Raw genomic sequence first — 20892 nt, forward strand, 5'->3', positions numbered from 1 at the left:
ATTAAAAGGGAGAGGTTTAAGGCGTCAATAATATCCGATAACTATCGGATCTGAGCTTAGGGTGTCATTTTGCTTTTTGATGCAGCCTCATAACGGTATGGTTGGTCGCCATTTCGTCATTTATGCGCATAATCGTTTATTGCCTTACAATTTTAAACGTTGTTCTTCTGTTTAACTGGTGCTCGGCGGCTGTACATTTCACACCATCGCTACACCGGTTTAAGAGCTCGTTTTCTCCAAGGCCTTTTGCTTCTATCCTATTTTTGTTAATCCCTTTGGAAACGATATATTGAACGGCCGCTTTTGCTCGTTTTTCTGAGAGCACCTGGTTATAAACCGCGTTGCCCCTACTGTCGGTATGCGAGGCCAGTTCGATCCAGATTGTTGGGTTATCGTTTAGCGTTGCCACCAACTTATCTAACGCCAATGCGGCATCAGGGCGAATCTCCCATTTATCAAAATCGTAATAAATATCTCGGAGTACAATCTCCTTGCTAAAATCGATAGGCTCAAGAAATAAGTCTTTTTCGATGGTTGTTAAACTCGATAATCCTTTTGTGTTGAGCTGAGCAACATCCGAACGGTAATTCCGTTTTTCGCCGCTCAAAGTAAAGTCGGCTCCGTCATTCAGTTTGAAGTTGAAAATCCCCGAGGCATCAGTTTCCACTTTTAAAGCACTTCCATCTTCCCTTTGCAACGTTACATTGGCATTGGCTACCGGCTGGTTTGTTGCTTTATCGTAAACCCTGCCGTTCAGCTTAAACGCAAAAATAGTTTTATTATCGAAACTGTAAATGTCATCACTTCCCAAACCGCCCGTTCTGTTCGATGAGAGATAAACAGCACCATTCGCACTGTTTATATTAAAAGCAAAATCATCCTGAGGTGAATTGATCGGATAGCCCATATTTTTCACTTGCTCCGCTCCTGAGCCGTTTTTCGCCAGTTCGAAGATGTCTAGTCCGCCCATGCCCACTCCGCCGTCGCTAGCGAAGTAGAACCTGTTTTCGCCATCAACAAAAGGCGTTCGCTCATTGCCAGGCGTATTTACCGATTGCATATTTACGGGTTTGCCCCATTCTCCTTCACTCGTTTTTTCTACATAGTAAATATCCGTTCCGCCCAAGCCGCCAGCCATATCAGAAACAAAGTAAAGACGGTTCCCCTGACTAGTTATAAACGGGTCGCCAGTTGAATATTTATTCACATTATTATAAGCAAACGCAACAGGTGCTGTCCAATCGCCACCGTTGCCTTTTGTGCTGCTGTAAATCCCCAGTTTAATGGTATCGGTTGCCTTATCAATCCTTTCAGGCAATCTTGTCGAGGTAAAATACACTGTATTTCCATCAGCGGTAAAGGTTGCAGCGCCAACGTGGTAATTCGTATTCGCATTTAACGGAAATGGTGCTACACTGTCTGTACCCTGCTTAATGTAGAGCTTCAAATATCCGTTTCCTGTCCAGCCGTACACTTTTTCATTTGGCAATCTGGCACCGTCAAATTTCAAGAAAGGCTTTTTGGTTTTGATATCGGCTTGTTTACTCGTGCGATCTGAAATGAAGATAAGGCCATTCTGGTAAGGAAAACTTCCAAAATCAGATTGGGCGCTATTCAAATCTTTTTGATTGGCAATTAAAACCGCTCTCGGATTTTTCATCCAGTTTATTGCCGAATCGCAGGAGGCGAGCCAGCTGCGCCGAAGGCTTTCTGAAACGTTGCCAGCTTTTTGAAAGTAACTGATGTATTGGGCTTTTGCTTCGGTGTATTTAGAATTCTGCTGAAGCATTTTGGCATAATTCAATGTATTTTCTGCCTTGCTATCGGGCATACTTACCGCCGTGGCATACCAACTTTCGGCCTGAACATAATTGCTCAGTAGCTGGTACGACTCGGCAAGGCGCTCGGCCGTATGTAAGGTTGCTTTCTTTTTATAAGCCTCTTCGTATAAATTGATGGCCTTGCTGTAGTTCAATAATTCATACTGTGCATCGGCCTCTTTAATTACATATTGCGCCTTTAGCAATTGCGATGACGAAGTTAAGGCAATGGTCAGGCTGAGGAACGTTACTATTTTATTCATTTTCCCTTTCATGCTAAAAATATCTTGGGGTCAACATTGTGATGGGTCTTCTGTTGAAGAAATAGCCTATAGAAATCTCGTGTGTGCCACTGCTGTAGCCTTGTAATGGTCCCATCGAAAAATCGTAGGCATAACCAATTCTAAAGTTCGACGAAGGAAATACCTGCACGGCCGCTACTGCCGAACTTAACCGCGAGAGGTCTTTTTGCAGGTAAGATTTATCATAAAGCTTAACGCCAGTACGATAAGAACCACCAATCCAAAGTTTATCGGCCAGGATAAAAAATGCATTAAAATCCAGACTTGTAGGCCCGCCGCGGTCATCTTTTAATAGAAATGATGGTTTAAGCAACACGTCTGTCGATAACGGAAGCAGCATACCTGCGGTTAAATAATAATGCGCTTTTGGCTGTGGGATGAATGCATATCTATCAATATCAATGTATTGAGAAACAAGGTTATCGGCACTGAAACCGGCATAAACGCGATCGTTTGAAAAATAAACCCCTGCCCTGGCATCGGGCACAATGCTGCTTTGCATACCAACAGGCTGAAAAGGTTCAGGGTCGTTTGGATTTAACAGAGCGCCATCAATTCCCAATTGTATGGCCCCAACGCCAACACCAAAGGCCAGCCTCGAAGAGCCGTCGTCGTTCATCCTTATGCGATAGGCGTAACTTCCGTATGCAGCCAAATTGCGTTGTGCACCAAGCCTATCGCTCGATACCTGAAAGGCAAGCCCCACATTACCGTCGTTTGCAATCGCATCAACCGCAAGCGACATCGTTGTGGGCGAACCTTCAATCCCTGTCCATTGGTTTCTGTAGAAAGCGTGCAGGTTTAGCTGTTCGCGGTAACCGGCATAGGCGGGGTTGATGTAAATGCCGTTAAACATGTACTGGCTGAATTGTGCATCTTGCTGTGCCAAGACAGGTCTACCCAGTAAAAGTACCAGTCCGCCGATTAAAATTATTAATTTCTTCATCTTGTATCCTTTGGAATAGAAGTGGAACCGATAACGATTCCACTTCAATCATTTCCTATTTTTTAAATGTTCTCACTAAGGTGATATAGCCCTTGAACACCTCGTATCCGTTACTTCCGCTTCGTTTAACCCTAAGCAGGTAATAGTAGGTACCTTCGTTCAATCCCTCTCCTGTCCAGTTATTTTGATAGTTCTTCTGTCTGAAGATTTCGTAACCTTGCCTGTTAACGATTGTTAATTCGTTTTCTGCATATTGGTTCAATCCCCTTATTTCGAACATATCGTTGATGCCATCCCCATTCGGTGTGAAAAGGTTTGGAACCCTGATATCGAAGAAGTTTGCATTAATAGCAGCCGTAGCCATATTGGTGTAATAGCCAAAGGCATCTTTTACCCGGTAGCCAAAGCTGTCGGCTCCTGTGTATCCTGGGTTTGGTGTATAAGTCACCGTTCCATCGGCATTAACTTTCACCTGGCCATGCTTAGGCTGCTCCATAATTTCTATCGTAAGCTTATCCCACGTTGAGTTGCCCGAATCGTCATTGTCAAGAACAGCGATAACTACTGGCGCATTGGCATTGGTTTCTGCGGTATCATTGTTTGCCACAGGCGATTTTGGAACCGTAATTACCGTTGGTGTGCTGTTGCCATCATCTGTTCCGGAAACATCCTGAATGGTGGCTCCTGATGGGTTTTTAGCTGTTACCGTTGCCGTATTGCTTACGCTGCCCAAATCTTTATCGGCTTGCGTTAAGGTGTACACTTCGGAAACTACAACCGTTGCACCCGGAAGTAAACCACCTGCCACTGTAACGGCTTTATTTGCCATTCCAAGTTTGGTATCGGTTAATTCCACTGTGTTTAAGGTTACGTTACCAGCGTTTTTGATGGTGAACTTGTACGTAATCTGATTACCTGCAAAAGTTGCTGTTTTAACCAGGGTGATTATACCTTTTTCTGGTATTACCGTTACCGTTGGCGTATCGTTGTTTTCTGCTGTCCCAGAAATGTCGCTCACCGTTTGTTTATCTGGTGTTTGGCCTGCAACTGCGGCACTATTGGTTACTCTTCCGGTATTTTTATCCTCTTGTGTTAAGGTATAAACTACGGTTTCTACTGCTGATTTACCAGGAGTTAAAGGAGCAGCAAGTGTTCTGTTAAACCCGATTTTTGCATCAGTAATGGTAACTGCAGCCAGGGTAACATTTCCTGTGTTTTTAACGGTGAAGCTGTATTCAATACTGTTTCCATCGGTACTTAACACGCCGGTTTTAACCATGGCGATTGCCGGTTGAGCCTTTATGGCAATTATTGTTGCATCGTTAACAGCAGGTGTATTCGGATCGTCAGATTTAGGGTTGCTGATCGTAGTTCCCATTGGGTCTTTACCCGATACCGCAGCCTGATTGCTGAAACTTCCGTTATCTACCTCTGCTTGTGTAAGCGTGTGTTTTGCTGTAACCGTTGCGGTTGCGTTTGGCGCAAGGCTTGCGATGCTAGCAGGAAGTATGGTTCCCGCATCAGCGCCAGCATCGGCAACTTCAACAGTGTTCAATGTAACATTACCTGTATTCTTCACCACAATGGTGTAGTCGATCACGTCGCCTGCTTTAGTGCCGGTATTGTTGGCCACCTTGGTTAAGCTCATTGATGCGTTTGGTACAATGGTTACTTTGGTTGCATCATCAACAGCAGGTGTATTCGGATCATCCGATTTAGGGTTGCTGATTGCAGCTCCCATTGGGTCTTTACCCGATACCGCAGCCTGATTGCTAAAGCTTCCGTTATCTACCTCTGCTTGTGTAAGTGTATGTTTTGCTGTAACCGTTGCTGTTGCAGCAGGTGCAAGGCTTGCAATGCTTGCAGGAAGTATGGTTCCCGCATCAGCGCCAGCATCGGCAACTTCAACCGTGTTGAGCGTTACGTTACCTGTGTTCTTCACCACAATGGTGTAGTCGATCACGTCGCCCGCTTTGGTGCCGGTATTGTTGGCCACCTTGGTTAAGCTCATTGATGCGTTTGGTACAATGGTTACTTTGGTTGCATCATCAACAGCAGGTGTATTCGGATCATCAGATTTAGGGTTGCTAATCGTAGTTCCCATTGGGTCTTTACTTGATACCGCAGCCTGATTGCTAAAGCTTCCGTTATCTACCTCTGCTTGTGTAAGCGTATGTTTTGCAGTGACTGTTGCTGTTGCAGCAGGTGCAAGACTGGCTATGCTTGCAGGAAGTATGGTTCCCGCATCAGCGCCAGCATCGGCAACTTCAACCGTGTTTAACGTTACGTTACCTGTGTTCTTCACCACAATGGTGTAGTCGATCACGTCGCCTGCTTTGGTTCCGGTATTGTTGGCCACCTTGGTCAGGCTCATTGATGCGTTTGGTACAATGGTTACTTTGGTTGCATCATCAACAGCAGGTGTGTTCGGATCATCCGATTTAGGGTTGCTGATGGTAGTTCCCACCGGGTCTTTACCCGATACCGCAGCCTGATTGCTGAAACTTCCGCTGTCAATGTCTGCCTGAGTCAGCGTGTGTTTTGCAGTAACCGTGGCCGTTGCGTTTGGCGCAAAGCTGGCTATGCTCGCAGGAAGTATGGTTCCTGCATCTGCGCCAGCATCGGCAACTTCAACCGTGTTTAATGTAACATTACCTGTATTCTTCACCACAATGGTGTAGTCGATCACGTCGCCCGCTTTGGTTCCGGTATTGTTGGCCACCTTGGTTAGGCTCATTGATGCGTTTGGTACAATGGTTACTTTGGTTGCATCATCAACCGCAGGTGTGTTCGGATCATCAGATTTAGGGTTGCTGATTGCAGTTCCCATTGGGTCCTTACCTGATACCGCAGCCTGATTGCTGAAACTTCCGCTGTCAATGTCGGCCTGAGTCAGCGTATGTTTTGCTGTAACCGTAGCGGTTGCGTTTGGCGCAAGGCTGGCTATGCTCGCAGGAAGTATGGTTCCTGCATCTGCGCCAGCATCGGCAACTTCAACAGTGTTTAATGTAACATTACCTGTGTTCTTCACCACAATGGTGTAGTCGATCACGTCGCCTGCTTTGGTTCCGGTATTGTTGGCCACCTTGGTTAAGCTCATTGATGCGTTTGGTACAATGGTTACTTTGGTTGCATCATCAACAGCCGGTGTGTTCGGATCATCAGATTTAGGGTTGCTAATCGTAGTTCCCACTGGATCCTTACCCGATACCGCAGCCTGATTGCTAAAGCTTCCGCTGTCAATGTCTGCCTGAGTCAGCGTATGTTTTGCTGTAACCGTTGCTGTTGCGTTTGGCGCAAGGCTTGTGATGCTTGCAGGAAGTATGGTTCCCGCATCAGCGCCAGCATCGGCAACTTCAACAGTGTTTAAGGTAACATTACCTGTGTTCTTCACCACAATGGTGTAGTCGATCACGTCGCCTGCTTTAGTGCCGGTATTGTTGGCCACCTTGGTTAGGCTCATTGATGCGTTTGGTACAATGGTTACTTTGGTTGCATCATCAACAGCAGGTGTATTCGGATCATCCGATTTAGGGTTGCTGATCGTAGTTCCCATTGGGTCTTTACCTGATACCGCAGCCTGATTGCTAAAGCTTCCGTTATCTACCTCTGCTTGTGTAAGCGTATGTTTTGCTGTAACCGTTGCTGTTGCAGCAGGTGCAAGGCTGGCAATGCTTGCAGGAAGTATGGTTCCCGCATCAGCGCCAGCATCGGCAACTTCAACCGTGTTTAATGTAACATTACCTGTATTCTTCACCACAATGGTGTAGTCGATCACGTCGCCCGCTTTGGTGCCGGTATTGTTGGCCACCTTGGTCAGGCTCATTGATGCGTTTGGTACAATGGTTACTTTGGTTGCATCATCAACAGCAGGTGTATTCGGATCGTCCGATTTAGGGTTACTGATTGCAGTTCCCATTGGGTCTTTACCTGATACCGCAGCCTGATTGCTAAAGCTTCCGCTGTCAATATCCGCCTGTGTAAGCGTATGTTTGGCTGTAACCGTTGCGGTTGCAGCAGGTGCAAGACTGGCTATGCTCGCAGGAAGTATGGTTCCTGCATCTGCGCCAGCATCGGCAACTTCAACAGTGTTTAATGTAACATTACCTGTGTTCTTCACCACAATAGTGTAGTCGATCACGTCGCCTGCTTTGGTTCCGGTATTGTTGGCCACCTTGGTTAAGCTCATTGATGCGTTTGGTACAATGGTTACTTTGGTTGCATCATCAACAGCAGGTGTGTTCGGATCATCCGATTTAGGGTTGCTGATTGCAGTTCCCATTGGGTCTTTACCCGATACCGCAGCCTGATTGCTAAAGCTTCCGTTATCTACCTCTGCTTGTGTAAGTGTATGTTTTGCTGTAACCGTTGCTGTTGCGTTTGGCGCAAGGCTTGCGATGCTTGCAGGAAGTATGGTTCCTGCATCTGCGCCAGCATCGGCAACTTCAACAGTGTTTAATGTAACATTACCTGTGTTCTTCACCACAATGGTGTAGTCGATCACGTCGCCTGCTTTGGTTCCGGTATTGTTGGCCACCTTGGTTAAGCTCATTGAGCCGTTTGCTGTGATGCCAACTACCGTCGGAGTATCGTTGGTTTCATCTGTTCCAGATTTATCTGTAACGTTTGATCCAATGGCAGGGCTAGCCGTAACCGTTGCAGAGTTAGCATACGTTCCGGCATCTACATCGGCCTGGGTTAACACGTGGCTTGCTGTAATTACCACGTTGGCACCTGGCGCCAATTGAGCAATCGGACTTCCTGAAACTACTGCATTTACATCCGTTACCACTAAATTGTTTAGGGTAACGTTACCTGTATTTTTAACATTCAATTGGTAGCTTAACACCTTACCGGCCTCATTTGGCACAGTACCTACCACTGTTTTAACAAGAGCTACACCCGGGTTCGGCGTAATCTGCACTATTGTAGGCAAATCATCGCTTGCGGTATTTCCAGAGATATCGCTCACTTCCGAGCCATCCGGAGCTTTTGCCAGTGTAGTTGCTGTATTGGTAAAGCTGCCCTGATCTACTTCGGTCTGGGTAAGTGTATGGCTCGCTGTTACTTTAACCGATGCCCCACTTGCCAAACTCGCAATTGTAGCCGGTGTGATGCTTCCTGCATCTGCGCCTGCATCTTCAATAACAAGGTTGGTCAGTGCAGAAGTTCCCGTGTTATGAATATCAAATTCGTAATTGATGATGTCGCCCGCCTTGCTTACTGTGTTCAGGGCGGTTTTTACCATCGTTAACGACGAACGATAAACGGTTGTAGAAACAGCAGAGTTTGCACTTGTAGCATCGCTTTCTGATGGTTGTGCAGCAACCGTGTTCAAAATGGTTCCATCAAAACTCGCAGGGATCTCTCCGCTTACATAGATGTTGACGCCATTGCCACTTCCGGCCGGGATGTTTGCTGTGATGTTGATATCGCCGGTTCCACTTGGGGCAGAAGTTGTAGCCAATCCTAAACTTTCCGTTTGCCAGCTTAAGTTAGTAAGCGCTACAGGTGCTACATCCACTATCGCAAGGTTTAGCGCATCGCCCGTTCCCTCGTTTACCACGTTGATCAGATAGCTGATCTTGTTGCCCGATCTTAATACCGCCGGACCACCTTTTGTAATTTTTATTATCGGCTTGCGGCTCACTGCTGTTACTACAGGAGTTGAATTTACCGCTGTGCCTGTTTCGGCTGGAGTTACACTCGCGACGTTACTTATATTTCCGTTAAAGGCGGCTGAAACCGTACCTTCTATGTCGATAATTACACGATCTGTTGATCCTGCTGGCAAATTCGCTGTAACAGATACGTTGTTTCCTGTGCCTTGCTGTGCAGAAAGAATTGCAGCCGACCCTTCCGTTGTAGCCGTCCATTGTACATTGCCGATTTCCGGTGGAACAACGTCTGCAATAACCGTGTTCAGTGCCGTACTTGGCCCGTTGTTTTTAACCACCACCTGGTAGTTGATGGTTGCGCCTGCCGATACATTGGTTGGCCCGCTTTTGGAAACGACTAAATCTACTGACGGCGTAACTGTTGTAGAGGCCGTACTCTGCGATTGCTGAATGCCGGGTTCTGTAGGCGCTGCCGTGGCGGTATTAACTAAAACGCTTTTGAATAGCGGATTGATTGTACCGCTGATCACTACATCTACACTTCCGTTTGCCGGGATGTTTGCGCTGAGCGAAACGTTGTTGCCCGTGCCTGTAGCTCCGGTTATAATAGTTGCACCATTAGCGGTTGAGCCTGTCCAGCTTACGTTTTCTACATTTCCGGGAACAGCATCTGTTAAGATGGTACCCAGTGCGTCAGAAGGACCTGAGTTGCTCAGTTTAAGCGTATAAGTGATGTTGCTACCGCCGAACGAAACCGTTGGAGCTGATTTAGTTAACAACAAGTTAGGCGTTTGCTTAACTATTGTAACAGCCGGAGTAGAAACTACCGGCGGATTGCCTGGCTCAGCTGGTGTAATGGTTGCCGTATTCGATACGTTTCCAATTACACTCGAAGCCAATGTTCCATTAATGGTAACATAGATTTTTCCACCAGTCGGAATGTTGCCTGTTAATGATAATGTATTTCCGGTTCCTGTAGCGTTTGCTGTAACTACGGCTCCTCCAGCAACAGTAGTAGACCACGTTGGGTTGAGGATTGTTGCCGGAATATTATCTGTTAATACTGCTGCCGAAGCATTACTTGGGCCATTGTTGCCCACCTCAATGGTATACACAACAGGTTGCCCGGCGCTTAAGCTCGATGGCGCAGATTTAACAATTGTTAGGTTTGTAATTTTATTTACAACGGTGCTCACCTCTGGTGATGACACCATTGGGTTTGTACCAATTTTAGCGGTTGCTGTATTTCTGATGGTGCCGGCAAAATCAGGGTTGATCGTGCCTTTTACATCCACAGTAATAGATGAGCCAGCAGGGATGTTTGCGTTTACTGCTACATTTCCTGAACCACTTGTTGCTCCAGTAATGGTAGCCAATGTTCCGCTGTTGCTGGCTGTCCACTGCACGCCTGTAATTTCAGCTTGCAAAACATCAGCAATGTTTACACCGGTTGCATCACTCGGACCAGTATTTTCTACCTTAATTTTGTAGGTAATCTGGTTTCCGGCGGCAGCCGTAGTAGGCCCTGTTTTTTGCAGTACCAAAGTTGGGGTACTCACCACATCGGTACTTACCGACGAAGTATTGTTATCAGTGTTATAATCGGTAATGTTCGATGGCAGCGTAACTGTTGCCGTGTTGGTTAATGCGCCCAATACAGCGTTTGCAGGTACTTTTCCGTTAATGGTTACCGTAATAAAATTGCCCTGGCCACCTGAAATGTTACCTGTTAACTGCACCATATTGCCCACTCCATTAGGAGTAGTTGTTATGGTTGCAGCACCCGTTGTGGTTGCTACCCAACTTACATTGGTAAGCAGCGTATTTACATTATCGGCAATCACTAAATCGTCAATATCTACCGAACCGTTGTTGTACACGTTAATGGTGTAGGTAACATTTTCACCTGCTGATACGCGTTGCGGACCTGCCTTAATTACGGCAATATCAGTAGAACGGTTAACACTTGTAGTTACCGAACTTTCTTTAACGGTGCCAGACGTAGCTTCGGCCTTGTTGGTGAAAGATGAACCTGCAGTTTGCTTGATAATACCATTTACAGTGATTAAAATGTTATTGTTACCTGTTGGGATATCGCCAACAGTTAAAATGCTGTTTGTTATGCCCGATGAACTATAACCAGATTTAATAATGGCCACACCGTTTACGGTAGCCGTCCAGTTTAACACTTCTACATCGTCTGGCACATTATCAGCAATAAACATGTCTGTAATGTTTCCTGCACCTGTATTTTTGATTAAGATAGTGTAGGTAATTTCATCGCCAACATTGGCATTTGCCGGACCCGATTTTGCGATCGTAAAGTTCGGGTCATTGTCTACAACAGTATTAAATGTCGAAGTATTATTCGCCGCCTCCGGATCTGTTATGCCCGAGCCAATGGTTGCTGTTGCGGTGTTGGCAATTAAAGTGCCATCAATCAAAGCAGGACTTACCAACGCCTTAATCTTCACTTCAATCACACCAGATATTGGTGCAATATCAGCAGTCAGGTTTACATTTCCTGCGCCCGAAGCAGTACTTACGCTCGATCCGTTGGTGGCAGTTGCCGTCCAGGTAATTGATCCTGCCATAATTCCGGCAGGCAAGTTGTCGATAATACGGGTGCCTATGGCCGTACTTGGGCCCTGGTTCGTAATCTTTAACGTATACTCAATCTCCTCTCCTGCCTTGGCATTTGCCGGGCCCGATTTTACAATCCGCAGGTTTGCCTTACGGGCAATGGCTGTGGTTACCGCAGCAGTTGCCGGACTTGGATCGGTAACGCCCGTTGGTGGTGTAGCCGTAGCCGTATTGGTCAGGCTGCTATTTTGATAGGCCGGATTTACCGTGCCGGTTAAAGTAATAATTACCTTATCTGTTCCGCCAGCTTTAAGCGAAGCAGTAATGCCCACATTACCTGTGCCATTGGCCGCACTCGCTGTAGCAGTTCCTTGTGTAGCAACTGTCCAACTTGCGTTGATGATTGATGCCGGAAGGATGTCGCTAATCGCTGCGCCCACCACATCGCCGGGACCCTGGTTTTCTACCGTAATGGTGTAAGTGGCCTGTTCGCCCGCAAAAAGGTTCGACGGACCTGTTTTCGAAATCCTTAAATCGGCTTGTTTACTTACCGAAGTGGTCGCTGTATTCGAATTAACTGCTGGGTTGCCAGTTTCCGAAGGTGTAACAGCAGCAGTGTTGCTTATCGAGTTTCCGCTGAATGCCGGGTTCAATTTACCAGTGATTTGTACCAAAACGGTATTGGCATCTCCCGCCGGAAGATTCGCTTTAATACTTACCGAGTTGCCCGATCCTGTTGCACCAAACGACACAGTTGCCGCTCCGTTTGCAACAGCCGTCCAGCTTACATTTTGAATATCAGCAGGAACAATGTCGCTAATGGTTGCATTAACCGCGTTGCTCGGGCCGGTACTTTTAACCAGTAAAGTATAGTTAACTATTTCACCTGCGTTAACAGAAACCGGAGCCGATTTCACGATCGAAATATTGCTCTTGTTCGAAACATTAGTGGTTACCGCATTCGAGTTTACCGTTGTTCCCGTTTCCGATGGAACAGCCGTCGCCACGTTCGAAAGGCTTGTATTTAACTGGTTTGCCGGAATAGTTCCCTTAACAGTAATCTGGATTTTGTTGTTGTTGCCTACGTTGAGGTTCCCGTTTACGGCTACGTTTCCGGTTCCCGAAGCTGTTGCCACAGATGAGGTTCCCGATGCAATTGCCGTCCAAGTAACATTGGTTAAGCCAGCAGGAATCGCATCTGCAATGGCTAGATTAGTTGCGTTCGATGGTCCGGCATTAACCGCATTGATTACATAAGTAATGGTTTCTCCCGCATTTGCGGTAGTTGGCCCGGTTTTAATTAAGCTAACCGACGGAACCCTGTTTACCTGTGTAGTAATGGTGTTTGATGTTTTTGCAACAGCAGCGGTTTCGGCTGGCGTTACCATTGCGCTGTTAATTAAATTGGCTGTTGCAGATGGATTGACGGTTCCGTTGATTGTTACCGAAATCTCGTTTCCTGCGCCGGCCGGAATATTTCCAACCAAACCAATTGTGTTTCCTGTTCCGCTGGTAGCGCCCGACAGTGTTGCAGCACCAGTTGTGGTTGCAGCCCACGTTACGTTTTGTATACCTGCCGGAACATTATCTGTAATGCTTGCTCCATCTGCATTTGCAGTTGAGTTATTCTTGATTTTTAAAGTGTAAGTAATGTTTTGACCAGCACTGATCGCCGCAGGGCCAGTTTTCTCTATCGCAAGCACAGGAATTTTCTTCACGTCGGTGCTTACTGTAGAAGTTTGTGGCGTGGCGCCAGTTTCAGCCGGAGTGGCCGTTGCACTGTTGCCTAGTGCACCATTGTACGCCGGACTCACTTTTCCGGTAATATTAACAGTGATCTTATTTGCTGCACCAGCAGGAATATTTCCGATTACGGTAATATCATTGCCTGTTCCGGCGGCAGGATTGTTAACCGTTGCCGAACCAGATGATGTAGCCGTCCAGTTAACGCCGCTAATCTCTGTTGACACCAAATCTTTGATTTGCAGATTCTGCGCATCAGAAGTGCTGGTATTAATTACATCGATACTATATGTGAGGTTATCGCCAGAAATAACCGACGACGGACCGTTCTTGGTAATCGATACCGTTGGAATTCTGTTTATTGTTGTCGTTACCGACGATTGTGGCGAAGGACTATTTTGTTCAGTTGCCGTTACCGTTGCCGTATTGGTTACACTGCCGTTAAACGATGGGCTGGCCTTTCCAATAATGGTTACAACCGCCTTGTGGGTCGACCCTGCCGGCACGTTTACAACCGTTGCAAGTGTATTGCCGCTGCCTGTGCCGCCGCTAATTACTTTGGCATTGCCCTGTAATGCAGTTGTCCAGGTTGGGTTTAATATTTCTGTTGGGATTAAATCTTCGATAGTTGCATTTAAGGCATCACTTGGCCCGGTATTCTCTACCTCAATGGTATAAGTAATGTTTGTACCTGATACTACTGAAGCCGGACCGTTCTTTGCAATCCTTAATCCCGATTTTGTAGTTACCGATGTGTTTACTTCATTCGAAACCACCGGAACAACACCTGCTTCAGCCGGGGTAACCGTTGCCGAGTTGATGATGTTGCCCAACATTCCTGAGCCCACTTTTCCCGTTACATTAATTTGAACGGTACTGTTGGCGTTGAAATTACCTGTTAAACTCAGGGCGTTTCCTGTTCCCGTTGCTCCGGCTGTAATATTCGCCGTACCATCCGTAACGCTACTCGTCCAGCTTACGTTGGTAATTCCCGAAGGAATGTTATCGGTAATCACGGTATTCAAACTGTTCGAAGGACCAGTGTTTCTAACCGTAATTGTATAATTGATGTTGTTGCCCGCAATGATTGTTGCAGGACCATTTTTAACTACTGTAAATACCGGTTTGCTATTGGTATTGGTTACTGCCTCTGCGCTCACAGGTGTGCTGCCCGCTTCCTGAGGTGTAGCGATAGCTGTGTTGGTGATCGCCCCCGTATAGTCTGGCCTGATCGTTCCGGTTACATTTAAAATAATTTTATGTTGTGCTCCGGCCGGAATATTGGCTGTTACATTAATGTTATTGCCATTGCCTGAGGCACCGTTTGTAATGGTGGCCCCGCCCTGAGCTTGCGAAGTCCAGCTTACGTTGGTTAATCCCGCAGGTACATTATCCGCAATTTGAACGCCTGTAGCGTTGCTCGGCCCGTTGTTGCCTACCTCAATTCTATAAGTAACCGCATCTCCGGCTGCTGCAGATGATGCACCGGCCTTTGAGATTACAATTCCCGAAGAACTTGTTATATTGGCATTTACTGCTGAATTGCTTCCCGCTCCTTGTGGCTCAGCTGGCGATACCGATGCGGTATTGTTTACACTGCCAGTTGCCGCCGGGCTCAAAGTTCCGGTAATGGTTACGTTGATATAATTATTGGCGTTTCCTGCCGGGATATTTGCACGAACGCTAACCGCATTGCTGCTTCCCGAAGCGCCAGATACTACCGTAGCGTTTCCGTTTGCAGTAGCTGTCCAGCTTACGTTTTCTACCGAAGCAGGCACCGCATCTTCAATAGCCGCGTTTAAGGCGTCGCTACTTCCTGTATTTACAACTTTCAATGTGTATTCTACCGTCGAACCAGCAATAAGGCCAGAGGCGCCAGACTTGGTGATGGCCAAAACCGGTTTTGCCACAACCGCAGTTACATCAGTTGCTTTGTTATTGGTTAAAACCGGATCGGTAATTCCCGTTGGCACGGTAAGTACCGCTTCATTGGTTAGGTTGCCCCTTACCGATGCAGCCACTTTCCCGGTAATGGTTAAGGTTGCATTTTGTCCTTTTGCGAGGGTTAAACCGTTCCAGTTTCCTGTCGAAGCATTGTAAGTTCCTTCCGAAACATTGTAGCTCGATGCTGTAAATCCATTTGGAAGCGCATCAACAACTTTCAATACATCGCTTGCATTCATCGACGATATGCCTTTGTTGCTTACCGAAATGGTATACGTTAAGGTTTCGCCCGCAACTGCCGGTTTTGGTGCGGCAGTTTTGGTGATTTCAAAATCAATCTCGCGGGTAATAGCAGTGCTTTCCGTTGCTGAGTTGTTTGCTGTGTTGTTATCAGTTGTACCCGTTGGCGCAGTTACGCTCACCGTATTGCTCAAACTTCCAACCGCATTTGTAGCAACCTGGCCAACAATAGTCAAAGTTGCACTTTGGCCCTGGCCGAGCGTTAGCCCCGTCCAGTTGCCTGTATTTTTATCAAAAGTTCCAACTGATGGCGTAAAGGTAGAAGCTGTATAGCCAACCGGAAGGTTTTCGTTAATTTTTACCACATCGGCAGCCAATAAACTCGTTGGTCCGTTGTTGCTTAAAGTGATGGTATAAGTTAAGTTATTGCCTGCAATTACAGGTTTTGGGGTTGATGTTTTGGTAACGCCAAGATCAACCAAACGGCCAACCGCCGTGTTATCGGTTTTGCTGTTGTTACCAATATTCGGATCAGAAACTGTAGAAGGAACCGCTATAGAAACGGTGTTGCTCAAAGTTCCTTTGGCGCTTGCCGCAACCGTACCAGAAATGGTTATGGTAGCCTGGCTGCCAGCAGCAAGAGTTAAGCCGCTCCAGTTTCCTGTAGTTGGGTTAAACGTTCCGGCCGAAGCGATATAACTGTTAGCCGTATAGCCTGCCGGAAGATTTTCCGTAACATCAAAAACATCGGTCGCCTTGGTTGTACTCGGGCCATTGTTTTTTAATGTGATGGTGTAGCTAAGCGCCTGCCCTGCAACTGCTGGTTTTGGTGTCGCTGTTTTATCCACCTCAATATCTATCGATGGAACAGGAACAACAGTGCTTAAACTGGTTGTATTATTTGTTGTAACAGGATCTGTTTCGGTACCCGAAATAGTAGCCGTGTTGCCGTAATTTGCCGTTGAAGCGTTGGCATTAACTCTGGCAATAATGGTAAGCGTTTGCGACTGGCCATTTTGAAGCGTACCAACCAACCATTCGCCTGTAGAAGCGTTGTAGCTGGCAGAAGAACTGCTAACAAATGTATATCCGGCCTTTAAAATATCGGTAACCTTTACCGCACTTGCATCACTAGGGCCGTTGTTTTTTGCTACTAACGTAAAGGTTACATTATCGCCTACAACCGGGGTTGTTTTATCAACGGTTTTTGTAATCTGCAAATCAGCACGCCTGGTGTAAGTAATTTTCACGTCATCAGCAGAAGCCGCACATGGCCCGTTGGTAACCGTCCACCTTAGTGTTGCGGTTGCATTTTCGGCAATTGTTACTGTCGTATTGCGGTCTGATGGGTCGCTAATAGTTGCTGTACCGCTAACCACCGACCATGTTCCGGTTCCTACCGTTGGAACATTTCCCTGTAAGGTAAACACGCCAGAATTAAACTGTTCTATATCAGCACCGGCATTGGCTGCTGTTGGCGCTTGGTTAACTGTAACCGTAACCACATTTGATGGAACCGAGCTACAAGCTACCGAGTTTAAGGTAGATGTTGCCGTTCTGCGGTATTGGGTAGTTACTGTTAAAGCAGCTGTTGGCGTATACGTTGCCGATGTTGCATTGTTTATTGTTGTCCAAGCTGTTCCATTGGTCGAGCTTTCCCACTTATATGCTATTGTAGCACCTGTCGATCCGGTTGCGTTTGCTACCGAGCTAAATGCCGCAGGAACTGATCCTGTGCAAATCGTTTGATCTGCACCAATTGAGCCCGGTTGAGTGATGTTTTGTACCGTGATAGTTACTGCGCCAGTGGCCGCCTCGCACGAAACGCCGTTTAATGTAGCCACATAAATTCTTCTGAATTGCGTAGTCGCAGTAAGTGCAGTTGGCGCATAAGTGGCCGCCGTTGCCCCAACAATTGGTGTCCATGAAGCACCTCCATCTGTCGATTTTTCCCAGCGGTAAGCCGCAGTCGATCCGGTAGTACCACCACTTCCAGCTGCCGAAGAACTTAATGCTGTTGGCGTAGCGCCATTGCAAATGGTTTGGTTGCTGGCAATGGTACCTGCATTTACCGCAGCTTGTACCGTAACCACAATCTCGGCATAATCACTCTCGCAACTGCCGTTGGTTTGGGTTACAAAATAGCTCGTATTGCCAGCAGCATTTGTTGTTGGCACTGGAGCGTTTACAGATGATACGCCACCTTTAGTACGGTACCACAACAACGTGTTTCCGTTTGTTGGGGTAGCCGAAAGTGCCGTAGCTGTAGAATTTAAACAATAAGTTACCTGCCCAACCACTGTTGGCTTAGCCGATATGGTTGCAATGGCATTGCTCCCAACATTATTACTTTGGTTGGCGGCAATTTCAATGTTCGAATTTGACGAGTTCAGATAGCTTACCTGCGCTTCATCAACGTAAGAGCTTACCGTTGTTGGCACCTTAATTCTGTAAGTAATTGGCGAAGCACTTGCGCCCGAAGCCAAAGTGGCCCCATTATACGTGTAAGTGTAAACGTAATTTGAACCCGAAGTAGTTCTTGTACCTAAGGTCCAATTTGGGTTTGAGAGTGGAGTGAAAGTATAACTTGTAGGATATGTTTTGGTCACCACAATTTTAGTTCCTGAATTTGTAGGTAGAGAACCAACATTTGAAACCACGAGACTGAAATCGTTTCCGGTGGTAGAAAGACAAGAACTGTTTACAGTTTTTGCAAGCGTTAAATCTACGTTCTCAGCCAAAACCGGAGTATTTACCACCGCTACGTTGTTATCGGGATCGAGGTCGGTAATATCCGTCGGATCGATGGTAACCGTATTCCGAAGCGTATTCCCGCTAGGCACGGCACTTAAAGTTCCATTAACAATGATTTTCCCCGTAGCCCCGGCCGCCATATTCAGGCTTCCCACAATCTCGTTTGAAGTGCCGGTTTTTGCTACGGTTGTTCCTGCTAAAAACCCCGACTGAGTCACGCTGGTGATGTTAAACGAACTTAACGGAACAAGAGTTCCGTTGGCATCGGTGATTCGATCTTTAAAATCTATTTTGTTAAGCGCAACATTATTGTCGTTTACGACCTCAACGGTGTAAGTTACCTGGTTGGCGCCGCCTGTAGAAATGGTTCTTAACACATCTTTGTCGGCTCTTTTACCAACACGAACGTTACCTGGGGTAGTAACTGTTAGGTTGCGGATCTCGTGGTTGTTAAATGAACCACCCGTTGCCGAAGTGAAACCGAGTTTTAATGTAGCCGGAGGTGTGTAACTTACCCCTGCCTGATCTACCAACGTATAACTGAATTGCTGTGTAAGCGCACCGCCTGCTGTAGTAGACCAACGAACAATAATATCGTACTTGCCCGTTGCATTAGGCTTAATTTCTACCTGAACCCTTCTGTAAAATGCAACATCGTTAGGACGGGAGCCTACCTGTGTAGTGTATTGAATTTGGCTGTTTCCCGTTGGGTTGGTTGTAGCCAAAAGCCGGTAAGCATCAGATTCGCGACCGCGAAGGGTGATGCTGTTTATCCGCCTGGTTAAACCCAAGCTTCCTGCCGATCTATCTGAAACACCACCAACCGTACCGTAGTTTGACGAGAAGTTTCCGTATTCGTCAATCCCGATACCGAGGTATGCGCCCCCCAAGCCGGCCTCCGATTTATCGCCCCTTGGTGCATAACCCAATCCGGCACCAGTACCACCAAGTCTGAAATTAGACTGGGTTACGGCGCCATCAAAAAGGAACACCACGATACCATCCGCACCATCGGTGTTATTGGCATGCCAGGTTTTGTACTCAAAATCCATGAGCACCCCCAAACTAGATGGAAAAGCCTTGTCGATGTAGGCATAACCACGCTGATCGCCCACATCGGTTGTGAGCCGGAGGTAGCCTTGATTTACCGGGTCGACGCCGCCCGAAGTCAGCGATGCACTTGGCGATCCCCCGAGTACAATGCCATTGGCTGTACTGGACTTAAAATTTTCTGTCAGGGTGAACTGCGCAAAACCCTTGCTCAAAATAAAAAATTGCGCAATAAAAAAAATCAGTAAACGTTTATTCATGAAAGTTACAAATACAGTGTTTGGCTTTCGGTGCTTACAGATCATTTAGTCATTTACTACTGCCTAACGTTAAAAGATAGACAGACATTAACGGATAAATGATGTAATTCCGATGTGATTTTCACGGCACAAAAATGTACTAATAAAACTACTTAAATGGCGTTTAAAAGGGGTTTAGTGCACTGATTTTGAAAATCAGGACACATCCTTTAGTCTGTTTTATTCTGCAGTGTTGTGATATAATTAGACGGCGTAACTCCTGTGGTTTTTTTAAACGCCACAGCAAAAGTATTACGCGAAGAAAAGCCTGCATCCTGAGCAATAGCTTCGAGTGTAAAGCGTTTCCACTCCCCTCCTTCGAGGCGCTCGCGAACGTACTGTACACGCAAATTATTGATGAAAGTATTGAAGTTAAGCTTGTAATGATTATTGAAAAGATCGGAAAGCTTATGGTTGGGAATATCGAGCATCGAAGCCAGATCGCTCACCGTAAGTCCCGTCTTTCTGTAGATCTGGGTCTCGGCCATAAAAGTTTCTACCTTGGCCACCTGAGCATCATTATACATTTTCGCTCCCATTGCCTGAAATTCGTTATCAGGCTTAAGCTGAGCAGCGGCAATTTCGCCTGCAACTGGCGGGTTAACATCTTTTTCGGGCACGAAACCGAAGATTAGCGTAGGACTTACAAAAAAAGAACCGCTAAGCAGGAGCAAACAGATCACAAGAACCGACACGAGTTTGCCTGATTTTAAGATGTTCCACGCCTCATCAAAGTTTGCCAGTACTGTGATGTTTACGGCGATCATTCCACCAAAAATCACACAACAAAGGATGGTAAAGGCAATAATCCAATTGGTCTTTGTTTTTTCGACGAGTTTTTTTCTCGCTGCCAGAATAGCCAGACGCAATTGCACCGCAGAATAAAACAGGGCCGACGCTGGAAATGCAAACCAATGTAAACGGCTAACAATATATTTGTTGCTGGAGAACGCAAAACTTACGTTTCTTTCTATCTGGTTTACAACCCATTGCTGCGTAGCGGCATCGGCCAAATTATATGGGATCACTGAGATGATAGCGGGCACAATAATTAAAAAATGCCACAAATGACTCTTCTTGAAAGCGGACTTGGCCGGTTCGAGTGAACCTCGGATGTAAAGAAAAAAACACGGCGCAATCAGGTAGTATAGAGGCAAACCCTTGTTAAACAGTAGCGGATACTGAGCAACAAGACCTGAGTTGGTAAGCAAATACATGAAATCGTACCAAATGACACCGATAATTGCTGTAGAAAGCAAAAGATTTAAATATCGTTTGTCGCCACCAAAAAGCAAAAGCTTCACAATGACCAACAAAAGGATAAAAATAGAGCCAATAATGGCGATAAATACCAAGTGCACGAGTTAAATAATAGGGACGCACAAATTTAAAACACATTCGAACGCAACTTTGGCCTAATTTCAGATTGAGGTTGATATAAATCAACTGTTGCCGCCGCCGGGTTTGGGCACCCGACAAACGATAAAATATAGCACTTAACAGCGAATTGACCGGTAAAAACGTAACCTCCCCATGCTTAGGCAGCAAATAAAAAGAACACTTTCAGCTTTTAAAGGCGCAGTGCAGGCACAT

General features: G+C 46.3%; 4 protein-coding genes. All 4 read right to left on the reverse strand.

The genetic code is table 11. The features are described 5' to 3' along the window. Positions 1–136: 136 nt before the first annotated feature. Positions 137–2083, reverse strand: coding sequence for an OmpA family protein (locus tag IZT61_RS04190; protein ID WP_196099943.1), 1947 nt, complete (start codon positions 2081–2083; stop codon positions 137–139). A gap of 13 nt (positions 2084–2096) precedes the next feature. Further along, complete coding sequence (locus IZT61_RS04195; RefSeq protein WP_196099944.1) at positions 2097–3068, reverse strand: PorP/SprF family type IX secretion system membrane protein; 972 nt, start codon at positions 3066–3068, stop codon at positions 2097–2099. 55 nt (positions 3069–3123) lie between these two features. After that, positions 3124–19260 carry a DUF7507 domain-containing protein gene (locus IZT61_RS04200; RefSeq protein ID WP_196099945.1) on the reverse strand — a complete coding sequence of 5379 codons (16137 nt, stop codon included), beginning with the start codon at positions 19258–19260 and terminating at the stop codon, positions 3124–3126. A 209-nt stretch (positions 19261–19469) separates the two neighbouring features. Continuing rightward, positions 19470–20654: a helix-turn-helix domain-containing protein gene (locus IZT61_RS04205; RefSeq protein ID WP_196099946.1), complete on the reverse strand. Its 1185-nt coding sequence runs from the start codon at positions 20652–20654 to the stop codon at positions 19470–19472. Positions 20655–20892 lie beyond the last annotated feature (238 nt).

The sequence above is a fragment of the Pedobacter endophyticus genome (assembly GCF_015679185.1).
Classification (GTDB): Bacteria; Bacteroidota; Bacteroidia; order Sphingobacteriales; family Sphingobacteriaceae; genus Pedobacter; species Pedobacter endophyticus.

Coding starts and splice junctions, on each gene's coding strand:
- IZT61_RS04190 (WP_196099943.1), bottom strand. CDS start 2,083: ATGAATAAAATAGTAACGTTCCTCAGCCTGACCATTGCCTTAACTTCG.
- IZT61_RS04200 (WP_196099945.1), bottom strand. CDS start 19,260: ATGAATAAACGTTTACTGATTTTTTTTATTGCGCAATTTTTTATTTTG.
- IZT61_RS04195 (WP_196099944.1), bottom strand. CDS start 3,068: ATGAAGAAATTAATAATTTTAATCGGCGGACTGGTACTTTTACTGGGT.